Origin of the sequence: Streptomyces sp. CBMA152 (assembly GCF_014596475.1) — a bacterium.
GTDB lineage: Bacteria > Actinomycetota > Actinomycetes > Streptomycetales > Streptomycetaceae > Streptomyces.
This window is the reverse complement of record NZ_MECJ01000011.1, coordinates 22366-37906: the sequence shown is the minus strand read 5'-3', so window position 1 is coordinate 37906 and position 15541 is coordinate 22366. Positions and strand designations below refer to the sequence as shown.

Genomic DNA, 15541 nt, shown 5'->3' with positions numbered 1-15541 from the left:
ACCGGGCCTCCCCGGATGCAGTAGTTCAACCTGATGCCGCGCCGGGTGGGCGCACGGCGACGACCACCGGTACCGCGGTATGCCCCGCTTCGCGGGCCGAGCGGCGTGCGCCGCCGGGGGACGGGGCGTGGCCGACGACACGGCCGTCGCTCACGGCCAGCCATCCACCGTCGGGGTGCCGGTCGGCGATCGCCAGGGCGACGGCCGCGTCCTGGCCTTGGAACGGGTCGGCGGGCGGCTCCATGGCGCCAGTGCCGCGCCAGTCGACGGTCCGGCGCTCGGGTCCCCGGCGAGTTCGCCAGTAGGCGTACTGCGCGACGATGCACGGGCCGAGCCCGGTGAGGAGCGGTACACCGCCGTGGACCCAGCCTCCGACGGCTCCCGCGAGCACCACGGACACCACGGACAGTCCGATGATCGCGCCGTACCAGCCGGCCGCTCGCCCGAAGGCCTTGGCGGCGACGAGCGGCCACAGCGCCAGCATCAGGCAGTCACCGAGCCCCGCCCCGATGGGCGAGGTGCCGTTGTTGACGGCGAGCATCGGGCCGAGCGGCATGCCCGCGAAGTGGTGCACGAGGTGCTCGGTGACCGAGGTCAGCCCGGTGGCCAGCAGGTCGTACGGTGCCAGGAGAGCGGCCAGGGCCGCGACCTGGCCGGCGGTCATGCCGGTCTGGGCCCACAGGTTGCTGACCGCGATCACCGCGAGAGCCAGCAGCAGATCACCCGCGGCGATCCGCGCGGGCACCCATCCCGCCAGATGGGCGGTGAGGATGAACGCACCGAGGGCCAGCGTCACGGCCGCGCTGCGCCGTCCGCCCATGACCGGGGTGAGGGCCAGTGAACACGCTCCCAGGAAGACCGCTCCGAACGCACAGGCCACCAGGACCCGCGGCAGGTGCAGGTAGACCAGTGGCATCGATACCAGGGTGACGGTCATCACCGCGATGTCCGAGCGGACGAAGCGGCCGACCGGGGGGCGCGGCATGCGGACGCGTTGCAGGTACAGCGCGGCGAGTGAGATGACGGCTGCCAGTGCGGCCAGCAGGGTGAGGGCCTGGGCGAGCTTGCTCATGGAGCACTCCGTACCGGGTGGCGGCGCGGGGACGGAAGCTCGAAACTGTGCTCGCGCAGGTCGGCCCTGACCCGGCACGGTTCGGGAAGTTCGGCGGGATCCTCCACCAGGACGACGCCGCTCAGCGGGAGATCGTCGAGGCGTTCCTCGATCCGGGCCAGCAAAGCCGCCGACGGGTGGTCGGCGACCACGTACAGCCGGGGGCCGTCCGGGTTCCCCGACACCGCGTACCGGGTCGGCAGCGGAAGCTCCCGTTCGGCCTGGAGACGGTCGAGCACGGCACGAGGGGTCAGCTGCGGGGGGCCGCTGCTGTGCCGGCCGAGGATCCGCGAGGTGGCCGGCATACCGCGCAAGGAGCAGGTGGGGAGCTCGGTGCCCGGCAGGCGGCGGACGAGATCGCCCGTGTCGTAGCGCAGCAGGAGAGTGGTGTCGCGGTACTGCGTGTACGGCGTCACGACCAGGGTGCCGGCCTCGCCGGCCCCGGCCGGGGTGTGGGTCACCGGGTCGAGCACCTCGATGTGGGCCTGTTCGGCCGCGAGGTGGAGGTGCCCTTCCTCGCAGGCCAGCCCCGCGGTCGGCATCGTCTCGGTCATCGAGTACGTGTCGGTGACCTGCGCCCCGAACACCTCCTCGGCGCGGCGGCGCAGCGGGTTGCTGAGCACCTCGCCCCCGACGAGGATCTGCCGCAGACCGAAGTCGGCGGGGTCCCAGCCGTCGCGTTCCGCGATCTGTACGAGGCCGCCGAGGCCTGAGGCGGTCACGATCAGATGAGTGACCTGGGGTTCCTTGCCCGGCAGCCGCATGGGGGTGGCGAGCCGGTCGATGATGATCGCGGGGTCCACCGTCCCCATGGCGATGAACCCTGCGCCGACCATCGCCAGCGCGCGCTGGACGTTGAGTTTGGCCAGGGTCGCCCGGGAGCTGATCGTGCTCAGCACGATGTGCCTGCTGCGCAGGGCGGAGCCCATCAGGAACGACATGGCCGACAGGGCGGCGGCGAGTTCGAGTTCGTACTGCGAGAACCACACACTCGTCGGGGTGCCGGTCGTCCCCGTGGTCTGGGCCAGCAGCACCGGCTCGGAGCGCTCGGAGACGAAGGCCGACGACGCGGCGCGCAGCGCCGATTTCGGCGTCGGCGGGAGGAGCGCGAGCGTGTCTAGGGAGATGTCACGGGGGTCGAGACCCAGCTCGGCGAAAAGGTGGCGGTAGTACGGAACGTGAGCGGCGGCGTGCCGTACCGTCAGTTTCAGTCTTCGGTCGGCCATCGTCCGCTGGATCTCCGGATCCGGCTCCGTGCCGCCCGGCAGCATCACGGCGGCTTCCTCACCCGGCTCGCCGAACTCCTCGATGGTCGCCCGCAGATCGGCGACGGTGGCCTGCAGACCGCTCACGTTCAGCCGCCCGCCGCGCAGCATCTGTGCGCCGTACCGGATCTGCCGGATCATGGTTCCGAACACACGCGTCGGCCTCTCTGCGCATCGCACGGGTGGCCGGTGACGTACCGGCCACCCGCTCGGGTTCAGTCAGTGACAATCACCCGTGCAGGATGTCAGCCGCTCGTGAAGACAGCGGCGGTCATCGTGCTGATCGCGTAGCGGGCGTAGCGCCCGAAAACCTTCACCATCTGTTCCTCCGTGAGTTCGACGGCGCGGGGGATCCGCGACTGCGGGAAGTCTTGGATGCCTGGTTACGCCTGTCAATAGAGCTCTCCAGCTCTTTCAACACCCTTGCATTGACGCCGAGTTGAACTTTTGGTTCCGTCAGGGCCCCAGTGGCCGACGAGGTTCGCGTAGAGGGCGGACGTGCGCACCAGTTGATCGTGCGTGCCCAACTGGGCCTTGTCGCCGTCGAGTACGAGGATGCGCTCGGCGCGGCGGGCCGAGCTGATGCGGTGGGCGATGACCACGAGGGTTCCCGGGCGGCGTGCGAACGCGGCCTCCACTGTCGCTTCCGCCGAGCCGGTTGGCCAGGGCCCGTCCGGTGGTTGGTGCCGGACGGGCCCTGGTCCTGAGGAGGGCTCAGCGCTTGAGCGTGAAGGTGAAGTCGTCGGAGAGCTTGGAGCTCAGCCGGACTGCCGAGACGAGATTCCCCTCCGTGATCAGTCCCTCGACCTCGGCCCGTGAAAGACCGAAGCCTTCAGCGATCAGTCGCACCGGTCGGACAGGGATCCGCGCCGCGAAGCGGACCGAGACGTCGATCGCCTCGCGGTCCAGGTGATCCGGTTCGCCGGTGTCGAGGCGCCAGGCGCCCGCCCAGTCGAGGGCGATGCGATTACGGCGCCGCACGACCGGGTCCTGCAACAACTCGGCTGTCAGGCCAAGGTCGTTGTCGTGCAGCCGGTCCAGCAGCTCAGGTCGTACGGAGCGCACGTTCACCCGCTCCAGGACGGAGAGCTTCGCGGTGTCCCCGCACGAGGTGCAGAGCACGAGGAGCCAGGCGTCGAGGAGCTTGTGGTGTGCGTTGACACGGAACTTGCCGTTCGCCCGGAAGCGCTCGGACGCGCAGGTATGGCAACGGCGGAGGACGAGCGGCAGGCAGGTGGGTATGACCACCCAGTTTTTGAGCACAGAAGTACACCGGTTTCAGTGAGAAGTCCGCAGCAAAAAGCAGCGCGGCGCATATGCGCGACGCGCGACCAATCAGCACTCGGGAGGTCTCACAGGGTGTACAAGGGACGTCCTTGCCTAGACGACTTGGCTCGGCAGCACAGTAAGGGCGCACAGCGGCGCTGTTCCACTGGTTTTCGCGCGCGGCGACGTGGGTGCGCTCGTCGAGTGCCCCGGCGGGTGCGCTCCATACACCGGCTTGGACACGCGGCCGCCCTTCCATACGTGGAGACGGCCAGGACTGAGGGGCTCCGTGTCACTGAGAGCGACTGCGGTGGGCATGAAAAGCAACATTCAGTCCGCTCATCTCCTTCGATTCGAGAGCGATCCCGTCGTTTCACCCTCACCACCAAAGAGAACAACGTGCTACTCCGTGTGACATTTGGGCGGTGTGGGGGTGACTCGCCCCATAGGGCCCACGTCACATACGTATGGGTTTAGTAGCCCCTGACAACCCGGATTCCCGCTACTCAAACCGCCTCTCACCTGCAGAAATACCTCGCTGGCCGACCGGCGGTCGGTGTGCCCCCGCTGCGAGACCCCCTAGTAGGAGGGGTCGTTGCCAGACCGGCGGTGCGTCGGTAGAACTGGATGAGTCGCCAAGCGGCACGGGCACTCCGCCCGCCGCAGACGAACCCCTCTCCCTCGCGTGAGTGGCTCACGCATGCCTTCGGCATGCCGCGACCGTCCTCGTCCCCTGCGAAAGGCCCGTTCGTGTCCTACTCCGTCATCCGCCGCATCGCCGCTTCGAAGAAGACTCTTGCTGGTGCTGTCGTCGCCCTTGGTGCCGCCGGTTCCCTGCTCGCGACGGTTCCCGCCCAGGCGGCCCCGCAGAGCGAGAAGGCGATCGCCCAGCAGATGATCAAGGACCCGGCGCAGTTCGCGGCCTTCAACAACATCGTTTCCCGCGAGAGCGGCTGGGACCACACCGCCACGAACGCCTCCTCGGGCGCCTACGGCCTGGTCCAGGCTCTGCCGGCCTCGAAGATGGCCTCTGCCGGTGCGGACTGGAAGACCAACCCCGCCACCCAGATCAAGTGGGGCCTGGACTACATGAACTCCCGCTACGGCAGCCCCGTCGGCGCGTGGAACTTCTGGCAGGCCCACCACTGGTACTGAGCCACCAGCGGATAGTACGTATACGAGAGCGCTCGGCCGGGACATCCCGGCCGGGCGCTCTTGTGTTTCCACTACTGGCCAGCCCGGTTTCGTGGCACCGTTGCGCCGATCCGTACGGGCACGTACGCACGACAGCGACGGGCTGCTCAAGGACTTCTGGGGCATCCGCGGCAAGTACAGGTGACGGTGCGGATGCGTGCGGCAACCCTCCGACACGGGGGTCCCGTCACACGTCCGTGAGTGCCACCGGCCTGCGGCCCGAGCCCGTCGGGTGGGTGCCGGTGACGCCCATCACGACCGAGTAGAGACTGGTCCGCGCGGCGATGAAGAGCCGGTTGCGCTTGGCGCCGCCCCAGCAGATGTTGGCGACCGTCTCGGGGACGACGAGCCGCCCGATCAGCGTGCCGTCGGGGTCGTAGCAGTGCACGCCGTCGTTCATCGCGGCCACCCAGAGCCGGCCGCCGTCGTCGAAGCGGAGGTTGTCGAAGCGTGCGTTCTCCCGCCCCGCGGCTTCGGCGAAAACCTCGCCGTCCGAGAGCGTGCCGTCCTCGCGTACATCGAAGACACGGATAAACCCCGCCCGGGTGTCGGAGACGAAGAGCTGCCTCTCGTCGGCGGAGAAGACCAGTCCGTTGGGGGCTCCGAAGCAGTCGGCGACGAGGCGGACCTCGCCGTCGTCGGGATCGACGCGGTAGACGTTGTTGGCGCCGATCTCGCTCTCCGCGCGGTGGCCCTCGTAGTCGCTGGTGATGCCGAAGTCGGGGTCGGAGAACCAGATGGACCCGTCGGACTTCACCGTCGCGTCGTTGGGGCTGTTCAGGCGCTTGCCCTGCCATCGGTCGGCCAGGACGGTGATCGTGCCGTCGTGTTCCGTCCGGGTCACCCGGCGGTTGCCCTGCTCGCACGTGATGAGACGGCCTTGGCGGTCGAGGGTGTTGCCGTTGGTGTGCCCGGCGGCGCGCCGGAACACCTCGACCGCTCCGCTCTCCTCGTCCCAGCGCAGCATCCGGTCGTTGGGGATGTCACTCCAGACGAGCTGGCGCCAGGCGGGCAGATAGAGGGGCCCCTCCGCCCAGCGGCTGCCGGCGTGCAGAAGCTCCAGGGCGCTGTCACCGTTCATGCACCGCCCGCTGCGGAACCGCTCGTCGAACATCTCGTACAGCGCAGGGCTTTCGCCGGCCATCGGACCCCCTCCATCATCGGAACCGAATGATCTTCGGCTTGATGCAGAGATTGCAAGATGAGGTACGGTCATTGCAAGGTTGTTCAGGATGGAGAGTTGTGGATCACATTGACCGGGCCCTGCTGGCGCAGCTTCAGCAGGACGCCACCCAGTCCTACGCCGCGCTGGGCGAGGCCGTCGGCCTGTCCGCCGGGGCCGCCCATGAGCGCGTACGCAAGCTGCGCGAGCGCGGTGTCATCCGCCGCACGATCGCCGACGTCGACCCGGCGGCGGTGGGTAGCGGAGTCCTGGCGTACGTGATGGTGGACTCGACCTCCTGGATGGGGGACTCGGCCGAGGCGTTCGCCGCGCTCCCCGAGATCCTGGAGGCGCACATCATCGCGGGCAGTTCTTCCGTGCTGGTGAAGGTGAGGACCGCGACCACCGTTCAACTCCAGGACGTACTGCGCCGCCTCTACGCCATCGACGGGGTCAGCGGCACCCAGGCGACCGTGGTGCTGGAGACGTTCTTCGAGCGGCCGGTCGACCCGCTCATCGGTTCCCTCGGTGACTCCTGAGCAAGAAGTGACGTAGGTGGGCCGGAGCCCTCCCCTCCGCAGGGTCCCGACCGTACGCTCGGTCCTCGACGCCGGGCTCGCCCGGTAGCGTCAGCCGGGCTACCCGGGGACCTTCCGAGACTGGGCGGCACCCGTCGCCGAGCCGCTGCGTCTGATGTCGCGCGCGCAGCTCGGCGTCTTCGACCAGTTCCACCGGCGCCGCGCCCCCCGTCTCGTCGGCGCGTTCGCCTAGTTCGGGCAGGGCGCGCTCTACGACCCGCGCCGGGCGCCGGGCGACAACGGCGTGCACACCATGAACCGGTTCTCCGGCTACCACGCCTGGCACGTGTACGCGCGGGCCATGGCGCTGCTCGGCATAAGGCGGTGTACTGGCTGCCGCGCGGTCTGGTGCGCCAGGACGCCGATTTCCTGTCCGCCCCCTATCCCAAGACGCCCGGGCGGGGCTGAGGTTCGGGAGCAGGGGGGCATGGACGTCGTGGGACCCGAGAGCGCCAGGAGCCTCGCGCCCGGCGGGGTCGCCCGCACCACCTTCTCCGGCGTGATGCGGGCGGGGTGGCCGGGTGGTCAGCGCACCTGAACCGTCTTGACCTGAGAGATCTGGTGTACCCGGATGTGCTTGGACGTCGGCGAGGATGCCTCGGTGAGCACGGCGCGGTACTGCCACTGGCCTCGATGCGCCGCGCGCACCGTGAAGTCCAGTTTGCCGCCACCGTGGTAGCCGCCGTGCGAGCACCGCAGGGTCACCCACCCGCCGGAGCCCGAGCGCTGCTGCACGCAGAACCGGTTGTAGGTGGAGTTGTCATCCCCGCCGTGCCCGGTGAGGTGGATGGCCGAGCCGAGGCGTGCGGTGTGCGGGCCGGCCGTGAACGTGATGTCCGACTTCGCCCAGGCGCCCCCCGCCGCCAGGGCGATCGTGGCGGCCGCCGCCGTGCCGACGACCGTCCCTCGCAGTGCCGCACGCCGATTACGCATGATCATGGCTTCCCTCTCCTGTGGTCGCTCTGGTCACCGCCGGACTGGTTGAGAATGGTCAGGCTCTCGACCGGTCCGGCGGACGTTCGTAAGGGAAGAGAGCCTGGACGCAACGGTCGTTGCCTGGACAATGTCACCGTTGTGGAACAAGGCATCTGCTGGGCAGTGTGGATGAATTCGATTGCGCCGCTTGGTAGTTGGGCGGAAGGGAAGCGTTCGCACAAGGGGGCGGGCGCTTGTGGTCAGGGTGTTTGAGTCTGTGCCCAGCGGTAGAGGCGGTGGGCGCTGTCACCCAGGCGTGTGGCGTAGAGGGTGGGTGCGGGGCCGCCTGCGAGTTCGTGGGTGGTCGTGGTGACGCCGACGACGGTGCCGATGCCGCTGCGGGGGTTGAACCGGGCGAAGTGGGGGCCGCCGCTCGCTCCGCTGGACATGTCGCAGCGCTCGCCCCACAGCAGGGGCGCTTTGGGGCCCGGCCGGGCGGGTCCGGCGCAGTGGATCATTCGTGATCCGGCGTAGGGGGCGGTGGGGTCGTTGAGTTTGCCCTTCGGGTAGCCGAAGGTGTCGATGAACTCGTCCTGGACCGGCTGGGTGAAGGCGATGTTCTGGCTTCCTGTGACGTCCGCGATCCGCCGTCCCTCGGCCGAGGGGTTGGCGACGAGGAACGCCGCGTCGTGACCAGCGACTGCGATGTCCTCCGATGTCGTCTTGGCCGGGTCGGTATTCCAACGGGAGGACGTGACCATGGACTTGATACTGAAGCCGCCGAGAGGCTTCGTACCGTTGCGGTAGCCGGGCACGAAATACAGGTGGCGGTTCCAGGTGCCGTCGGCGGTGGGGGCCCCGACACTTCGCAGGCAGTGCGCGGCGGTGACGACGGTGCTGCGGTTCGCGCTGTTGACGACCGTCGCGGTGCAGCTGCCGTCGTAGCCGTCGGAGAAGGTGAAGAAGAGCCGTCCGACGCTCTTGTCCACCGCGCCTCCGTGCCGCCAAGTGGCGCCCGGGTCAGGCGTACCGGCGGGCAGCGGCTGCGGATCGTCGGGCGTGTTGTCGTCCTCGGGCAGCGGGGTGGCCTCGGGGACCAGGGCACCTGCCAGCTTCATACGTGCGGGGGTCCAGTAGGCGTCGATCTGCTGGCGCTCTTGTTGCGTGGTGGCGCCGGAATGCGTGGTGATGGTCTCCGGCTCCGCGGCCAGGGCCGTGGTCGGCAGCAGTAGCGCCGCCGTGGCCGCACTGAGCAGGAAGGCGGCCGCGGCGGCAATTCTGCCCGGGAAAACCTGGTGTGTGGCTGGCATCGTTTCGCCTTTCTTGGTGCTTCGCGTACGAGGGGGGCGGCGCAGCCTGCCCGAGCAGGCCGCGGCCGATTGATGCGGTGGGGACTGGGGTGAACCCCCCTTGCCCTGTACGACGTGCGACCAGGCGCGGGGTTGCCGCTCCGGAGAAGTTGCCGCTCCGAACTTCACGACGCTATGGGAAGTTCGACCTGCTGTGGAGGGTCAGGCGGCTCAGCCGAGGCTCAGGGTGGCCACGACCGGCGCGAGGTAGAGGAGGGGGAAGACGACGGTCGCGTAGGAGCGTGCCCGCAGCACGGCGACGACGGCGCCGAGGAAGTACAGCACCAGGGCTACTCCGGCCGCGATACCGACCGCGGGGAGCGCCAGACCGACCAGCAGGCCTGTGGCGCCCGCTGCCTTGGCGAGGCCGAGCGGGGTCCACCAGGTGCGCGGTATGCCGTACTGGACCAGCGGCTGTGTCACGAAGTCGGCCCGGCGCAGCAGGGAGAAACCGGAGAAGCCGACCCAGGCTGCGGTGAGGACGGCGACGATGACGTAGGTCATGGGCATCGGATACTCCTGTGCGGTGTTGGTTCAGCGGATGTTGCGGAGCGAAGGGGGCTCGGCATCGCTGCGCGCCCCCACATCTCGCTGACACGCGGCAGCGCTGGTGTGTGACATCGCGAGGGCGGAAACCTGAAAAGTCGACGGACTCCGGACGGAGCTGGCCGGGGCGCCGGGGCGTCATCCAGCTCCGGGCTGCGTGCAGAGCAGCCGAGTCAGCCGTGATGCTCTGCGCGCTCGGTCAGCCCCAGACCGGCCTTCTCATTGAGCAGGTCGGGCGACTTTGGGGACTGCCGCCAACCGGTTCGTACGGGAAGGGCTGGCGCCTGCCGGTGACCCGATCGGGTGGTTGTGATCGAGCGTGGGGCTGCACGGTCCACTCTGTGGGCACGGTCCAGGGGGCCCGGTGATCGGAGAGTCAACCGGCGGCCGTGGCTTTGGCTTTTCAACAGGGCATGTGGCAACGGGAGTTCTCATCGACACACTACGCATCACCAGGCGCCTCGGCATCGCCGGAGCTGTGCTGACGGCGGTCGCGGTCGTAGCGTCGCCCGCCGGGGCGGGTTCGGCCGTGGCGGAGTCGGGTTGTTTCGACCGGGCGAGAGAGCCGTATACCTCGCAGGTCGACAGCCATCTGCACTTCCGTCCGTTCGGCGGCCAGGCGATCCCCTTCGAGGAACTCACCGGCTATCTGCACAAGAGCGGTGTCCGGCACGCGAGCATGTTCGGCATCGGGCAGATGCTGCCGGTGAGCTCCGGCTGTACGTACTACCTGGACTGTCCCGGCACTCCCGTCGTACCGAGCATGAAGAACGACTTCGTCAACGCCGAGAACTATGTGGCGGACAAGTCCGAGGACGCGGAACTCACCGTCTCCATGACCTTCATGGATCTGAACCGCCCGGAGACCATTCCGTCCGGAATCGCCTTGTACGACAAGGAGTTTCCCGGAGTCTTCCGGTGGGCCGGCGAGGTCAACCTCGTCAAGCAAGCGTTGTTCCCCAACCGTCATCAGCCCTCGACGACCGAGAACATCAAGAACTGGGCGCCGATGATGAAGGTGCTGCGGGACCGTGGAATCCCGATCACCATCCACTCGGATCTCGGCAGCGACAAGGAGCCGACGAAGTACCTCCACCTGATGGAGGAGACGCTCAGGCTCTATCCGCGGAACAAGGTCGTGTGGGCGCACATGGGGCTGTCGAAGGAGCTGACCACGATGGACTCCGATCGACATATCGGGATCATGAAGAAGCTGCTCGACGAGCACCCCAACCTCATGGTGGACCTCAGCTGGCGGGTGCTGGAGGACAACTACTTCAGCAAGCCAGGGGGCCGGGAGAAGTACGCCGCGTTCCTCGACCGGTATCCCACCAGAGCCATCCCCGGGACCGACTTCGTGGCGTCGCGGAACAAGGACTATCAGGTCTATGAGCAGGAGCTTGAGGCCACCAGCCGCATCAACAAGGCGCTCAACGACGAGGCGTTCCGCGACATCGCCCTCGGGGCGAACTACTACCGGTTGCTCGGGGTGAAGGAGAGCGTGCCGAAGGTGTGCACGGGCCATCGAGTCGACAGGGCTCTCTGAGAAGTCGGGAGCCGCTCGCCGCCGTCGACTTCTCGGTGCGTCGCCACTTCGTGCGGCGTGGGCACACGTTCGCGGGACGGTCCGCCAAGACCGTCCCGCACCCGTCGCACTCTCCACACCAGCTGGGCAGCCGTAAGGCTCAGCCCCCGGCGACCCCGACACGGTCCGCCGCCTCGGGCACGGTGGCGGCCTTCGCCCGGCGCATCACGAGGGGGAAGCCCGCCGCCACGAGGACGCCGGTGACGAGGCAGCCGCCCCAGAGCACCCCGGGACCGGGTCCCGCGTAGACGGCGGCGCCGATCATCGGGCCGAAGAGCATGGAGCAGGAACGCGCCATCGTGAAAGCGCCCTGGTAGGCGCCGCGTGCTTCCGGGGACGACAGGTCGGCCACGACGGCCTGGGTGTTCCCCGCCATCGCGCTCTCCCCGAGCGACCAGAGCACCACCGTCGCCCCGAACTCCCACACGGTGTCGGCCAGACCCGTGCAGGCGAGGCCCGTCCCGAGCAGCAGCGTGGCAGCGGCCATGACCCGTCCCCGTGGGTACCGCCCCACCACGGAGCTGATCCACGGTTGGAAGAGGATGATGAACACGCCGTTGACCGCGATGACCGCTCCGTACGCCGCGGTGGGCAGACCGGCGTCCCGTACCGCCAACGGAAGGGCGACGTACGCCTGCTCGTAGACCAGTGCGTATCCGGCCGTCAGCAACAGCAGGGCGACCACGGTGGTGTGGGAGAAGACCATGCGGTACCCGCCGGAGCGCCGGGTCGGCCGCACCGCGCGCTGGGGCTCGGGGAGACCCACGTACATGAGGACACCGCAGGCCAGACAGGTGGCCGCGTCGACCGCGAACAGCAGTCCGTAGCCCAGGGACGCCAGGTAGCCGCCGAGGGCCGCGGAGACCGAGAACCCGGCGTTGATGGCCCAGAACGTCAGACCGAAGGCACGGGTGCGGTCGGCGGGGGCGACGATGTCGGCGACCAACGCGTCCGCGGCGGGCCGGTAGATGTTGGAGGTCACGCCCGCCAGCAGTGCCGCCGCCAGCAGGAAGGGGAGCCCGCGGGCAGTCCCCAGGCCCACGAGTGCGGCGGCGGACAGACACATCCCCCCAAGGACGGTGGCGCGGGGCCCGATGCGGTCCGCGGACCACCCTCCGACCACCGCTCCGCCGATCACCCCGGCTCCCCACACCGCGGCGACCATGCCCGCCTGCGGAACGCTCAGCCCTCTCGACGTCGTGAGGTAGAGAACGAGGAACGGCTGGACGAACGTGGCCAGCCGGTTGAGCAGCGTTCCCCACCACTGGACCCAGAACTCCCTCGGCAGCCCCCGTAACATGCGTGGTGCTCTCACCGGTTCCGCTCCCCGGGGCCGACGGCGGGGGAGCACTCGTCCGTGTAGACGGGGCGGAGCATGCCGAGGGCGGTGTCCGCCGCCCGCTGCGCCTCGGCGGGTGACCCCGCGGCGGCGAGTGCGTAGGCCAGCCGGCTGTGGCTGTCGGTGGACGCGCCGAGAACGGTGTTCCGGCCCACCAGGCAGCGCACCTCCCGCACCCCGGGGACACGTTCGGCCGCGTCACTTCCCTCAATGGTGTCGAACAGGCCCGGGCGGCCGACCGGCAGATACGAGATCGCCGCCGCGCCGCGTGCCCCTGTCACCGCCTCCTCCACCTCCGCGATCGCCCCGTCACCGGGCCGGTGGGCTTGGACCAGCAGGCGGCACAGGTCGAGGCCGGTGGCCGAGGTCACCAGATCGGTGATGTGGTCGCCGGGCGGCCGGGCGTTGATCTCGATCAGCACCGGTCCCGAGCGCCCGCACCGCAGCTCGACGTGGGCGACACCGGTGTCGAATCCGACCGCGGCGGCCGCGCCGGTGGCGAAACGCGCAAGTTCCGACGCCTCTTCGCCGTTGAGCGGGGCGGGGAAGAGATGGCCGAGCTCGACGAAGTGGGGGTGGGGACCCAGCCGTTTCGCGGTGACACCGACCACCGCGAAACGCCCGTCGGCCGCGACCAGTTCGACGCTGTACTCGGGCCCCTCGACGTACTCGCTGACCACCATGCCGCCCGTACGGCGCTGGCCGCGGGCGTTGGTCCGCTCGCGCAGGCCGTCGCGTACGGCGGCGGCCACGGCGGCGTCGGTGTCGCACAGGACGACACCCGAACTGCCCGTTCCATCGGCCGGCTTGACCACCCAGGGGCCGCTCAGGCCGCGCACCGCCGTCTCGGCGTGCCGGGCCTCGGTCACCCGCCGATGCGCGGGGACCCGCACTCCCCGGGCGGCGGCGCGCTCGTACGTGGTGGCCTTGTCGCGGCAGGCCTCGGCGGCGGACGGTGCGAGCCCGCTCGCGCCGATCCGCGCGGCGGCCTCGGCGGCGACCCGGACATGGTGCTCACCCGTGGAGATCACCGCTGTCACATCGAGCCCCGACAGTGCCGCCACGACGGCGTCCACCTCGTTGGTGTCACAGACGACCGTGTGGTCGACCAGTCCCGTGTCGGGCGGAAAGGGGCTGTGACGCGACCGGTAGTACTCGGGGTCGCGGGCGAGGAAGACCACCTCGCCGCCGTCGGCCCGGACGGCCTCCATGGCCCGCAGGCCGGTGCCCGACAGGGCGGTCTCGCAGAAGGCGAAGCGCTCGGTCACGCGGCGGCCGCCCCGTCTTTCAGTACGAGCAGCACCCCGGCGCCCGTGGGAACGGTCGTAGTGGTCATGTCCGGGTCCCCTTGCACCAGTTCGATGAATTCACGCACCTGCGCGGCATGGGAAAGTACGTTGTCGACCGCGAGGATGCCGCCCGGCCGGATCGTTCTCCGCAGTTCCGGCCAATACGCCGGGTAGTATTTTCGCTCGGCGTCGAGAAACACGAAGTCCCAGTGGTCTGCGGGGCTGCGGGCCAATGTTTTGGAGGCGTCCTCGACGAGCAGTTCGACCCGGTCGCGAAGTCCCGCTTCCGTCAGATTCTCGGCGGCTGCTCTCGAACGCTCCGGCAGGATTTCCACGCTCGTCAGATGCCCTCCGGCGGCCGGCAGAGCGGCTGCGATCCAGGCGGTGGAATGTCCGTTGGACGTCCCGATCTCCAGAGCGGTGCGTGCGCCGGTCGCGCGCACGAGAAAGTGGAGCAATCGGGCCGATTCGGGTTCCACGTTCCGTAACCGGAGCAGCCGGTCCTCGTACTGCGCGTCGTGTTGCTTTCCCTGGACGTACAGATTGTCCAGAAAAGTCTCTAGATAGCTGTCCACATCTGAGCGTAGCATGCACGCAAGTAAGCAGAAAAGAGTACGTGGGCGCCCGTGCGGCAGCCGTTTTCCGCTGTCGCACGGGCGCTGTCTCTCACGGTCGGATCAGTTTCCGGCCATGCCTCGACTACTTGTCGATTTCGACGATCTGGCTGTCCTTGGCCTGACGCTTCGAGAAAGCGGAGTTGGCGCGGACAAGACGCGGCGGCTCCATGCCCTCAATGTTCAGTCGGGTACCGAGAACGTCTTCGAGACGCTTCTTGAGCTGGTCACGCGTAGCCATGGTGTTCTCCCATCACTTTCGTGGATACATTTCAGGTCAGCGTTACGTCGGGGGTGAGCTCACCCACGAGGAAACGTGACTTCGGTACATCCGCAGCGCTGACGTCGGAGTCGCCGAAGACGACTTCGAAGTTCGTCGCCAGCCATGCGGTCATCGACGAGATGTCCTGCCAGGTCTCCCTGTTGGTGTGCTCAAGGCACTCGTCGAAGACTGTTTGCAGCGCAGGGTCCTCGCGCAGCCAGAGGTCTATCTGCTCCCCGGTGTAGACGACGTGGTTGATCTCGTCGGCCATGATGTTCTCAAGGACCGGGAGTGCGTCGTCGGAAAGGTCGGGGAATCGGCGTTCCCGCAGGATCTGCTGATATATGCGCAGAACGGTCCAGGACCTGAGTTCGATCGAGTGCACCCGGCAGATGAAAGGCTTCAGTCCGTCCTCGAAGTCGAGGACCTCTTCCGCGATCTGCTTCTCGATGTACTCGTCGAGCGTCTCGTAGCCGGTCGCCTGCACCAGGGCCTTGAACTGCTTGGAATGCTTCAGTTCCTCGCCCACGTGCCGGGTCATCTTCTTGTGGAACTCGGGGTCGGCATACCGGTCGGCGATGATCTGGATCCGTGCGGCGCCCTTGGCCTCGTCGATCGCGTTCTGCGTCAGATTGTAGGCGACCATCCGCCTGCTGGACAGAACCGTCGCCGTGACTCCGTACATCGCCGGCGTGGCATAGGCGAGCTGAGGTCCCAGGGCGTTCTGCATCGATTCCTGGTAGAGCTTGCCCGTCGTGATCCCATGCTCCTGATAAAGCGCGTGGAGATCCGTGAGTACATCGAACATTAATTCCTCCGCGGGACGCTTCGCTTTTGGGCCGCACACAGCCGGCCGCTCGGCAGGGCGTCGACTGTCCATTTCGGAAAATATCTGCGGGCGGCAGGCTGCTCTGCTTCCTGTCACCGGCGGATCTGTTATCCGTTCGATCTGACGAAAGAAACATTACCTTCGATCGATGTAGTCGCCAGGTATCTGTGCGGTGATCAAGGTCACGGGGGTTGAGAATTTAATGAATGGTGAATGAAATTGGCTGGTTTCATCTCC

16 protein-coding genes are annotated in these 15541 nt (G+C 68.2%); 3 read left to right on the top strand and 13 right to left on the bottom strand.

The features are described from left to right. Nucleotides 1–25: 25 nt before the first annotated feature. The 4 genes from BG418_RS09875 to BG418_RS09860 form a co-directional block, all read right to left on the bottom strand. A complete protein-coding gene (locus BG418_RS09875; protein ID WP_188273378.1) occupies nucleotides 26–1072 on the bottom strand; it encodes a hypothetical protein in 1047 nt (348 codons plus the stop codon). Continuing rightward, entirely contained in the window at nucleotides 1069–2517 is a 1449-nt protein-coding gene (locus tag BG418_RS09870; protein WP_223184620.1) for a phenylacetate--CoA ligase family protein, read from the bottom strand. Before BG418_RS09870 ends, BG418_RS09875 begins: the two co-directional genes overlap by 4 nt. 251 nt (nucleotides 2518–2768) lie before the next feature. After that, nucleotides 2769–3014: a hypothetical protein gene (locus BG418_RS09865; protein WP_188273376.1), complete on the bottom strand. Its 246-nt coding sequence runs from the start codon at nucleotides 3012–3014 to the stop codon at nucleotides 2769–2771. A 76-nt stretch (nucleotides 3015–3090) separates the two neighbouring features. Then, complete coding sequence (locus tag BG418_RS09860; protein WP_188273375.1) at nucleotides 3091–3639, bottom strand: DUF1062 domain-containing protein; 549 nt, start codon at nucleotides 3637–3639, stop codon at nucleotides 3091–3093. A gap of 714 nt (nucleotides 3640–4353) precedes the next feature. On the opposite strand from BG418_RS09860, the gene BG418_RS09855 reads away from it, so the two are divergent. Further along, nucleotides 4354–4797: a transglycosylase SLT domain-containing protein gene (locus tag BG418_RS09855; protein WP_188273374.1), complete on the top strand. Its 444-nt coding sequence runs from the start codon at nucleotides 4354–4356 to the stop codon at nucleotides 4795–4797. Between the two features lie 226 nt (nucleotides 4798–5023). Here BG418_RS09855 and BG418_RS09850 read toward each other — a convergent pair whose 3' ends face one another. Further along, nucleotides 5024–5980, bottom strand: coding sequence for an SMP-30/gluconolactonase/LRE family protein (locus BG418_RS09850; protein ID WP_188273373.1), 957 nt, complete (start codon nucleotides 5978–5980; stop codon nucleotides 5024–5026). 98 nt (nucleotides 5981–6078) lie between these two features. Here BG418_RS09850 and BG418_RS09845 point away from each other — a divergent pair, with 98 nt between their 5' ends. Further along, on the top strand, nucleotides 6079–6537 hold the full coding sequence (locus BG418_RS09845) for an Lrp/AsnC family transcriptional regulator (protein WP_188273372.1): 459 nt from the start codon (nucleotides 6079–6081) through the stop codon (nucleotides 6535–6537). Between the two features lie 564 nt (nucleotides 6538–7101). On the opposite strand, the gene BG418_RS09840 is transcribed toward BG418_RS09845, so the two are convergent. The 3 genes from BG418_RS09840 to BG418_RS09830 form a co-directional block, all read right to left on the bottom strand. Next, nucleotides 7102–7515, bottom strand: a complete 414-nt coding sequence (locus BG418_RS09840) for a hypothetical protein (protein ID WP_188273371.1) — start codon at nucleotides 7513–7515, stop codon at nucleotides 7102–7104. Nucleotides 7516–7751: 236 nt separating this feature from the next. Next, nucleotides 7752–8801 (bottom strand): serine protease, encoded by a 1050-nt coding sequence (locus tag BG418_RS09835; protein ID WP_223184618.1) that lies wholly within the window; start codon nucleotides 8799–8801, stop codon nucleotides 7752–7754. A gap of 210 nt (nucleotides 8802–9011) precedes the next feature. Further along, nucleotides 9012–9350, bottom strand: a complete 339-nt coding sequence (locus tag BG418_RS09830) for a DoxX family protein (protein WP_188273370.1) — start codon at nucleotides 9348–9350, stop codon at nucleotides 9012–9014. Nucleotides 9351–9801: 451 nt separating this feature from the next. Between BG418_RS09830 and BG418_RS09825 the strand changes: the two genes are divergently transcribed. Next, nucleotides 9802–10932: an amidohydrolase family protein gene (locus tag BG418_RS09825; protein WP_317453584.1), complete on the top strand. Its 1131-nt coding sequence runs from the start codon at nucleotides 9802–9804 to the stop codon at nucleotides 10930–10932. 139 nt (nucleotides 10933–11071) lie between these two features. On the opposite strand, the gene BG418_RS09820 is transcribed toward BG418_RS09825, so the two are convergent. The 5 genes from BG418_RS09820 to BG418_RS09800 all read right to left on the bottom strand — a co-directional run bounded on the left by BG418_RS09820 (nucleotide 11072) and on the right by BG418_RS09800 (nucleotide 15283). Beyond that, nucleotides 11072–12286: an MFS transporter gene (locus tag BG418_RS09820; protein ID WP_188273369.1), complete on the bottom strand. Its 1215-nt coding sequence runs from the start codon at nucleotides 12284–12286 to the stop codon at nucleotides 11072–11074. Next, nucleotides 12283–13578: an ATP-grasp domain-containing protein gene (locus BG418_RS09815; protein ID WP_188273368.1), complete on the bottom strand. Its 1296-nt coding sequence runs from the start codon at nucleotides 13576–13578 to the stop codon at nucleotides 12283–12285. Before BG418_RS09815 ends, BG418_RS09820 begins: the two co-directional genes overlap by 4 nt. Continuing rightward, nucleotides 13575–14174 carry an O-methyltransferase gene (locus tag BG418_RS09810; RefSeq protein WP_188273367.1) on the bottom strand — a complete coding sequence of 200 codons (600 nt, stop codon included), beginning with the start codon at nucleotides 14172–14174 and terminating at the stop codon, nucleotides 13575–13577. The genes BG418_RS09815 and BG418_RS09810 overlap by 4 nt, the downstream gene beginning before the upstream one ends. Before the next feature lie 124 nt (nucleotides 14175–14298). Then, nucleotides 14299–14454 (bottom strand): hypothetical protein, encoded by a 156-nt coding sequence (locus tag BG418_RS09805; RefSeq protein WP_188273366.1) that lies wholly within the window; start codon nucleotides 14452–14454, stop codon nucleotides 14299–14301. Between the two features lie 31 nt (nucleotides 14455–14485). After that, complete coding sequence (locus tag BG418_RS09800) at nucleotides 14486–15283, bottom strand: hypothetical protein (protein ID WP_188273365.1); 798 nt, start codon at nucleotides 15281–15283, stop codon at nucleotides 14486–14488. Nucleotides 15284–15541 lie beyond the last annotated feature (258 nt).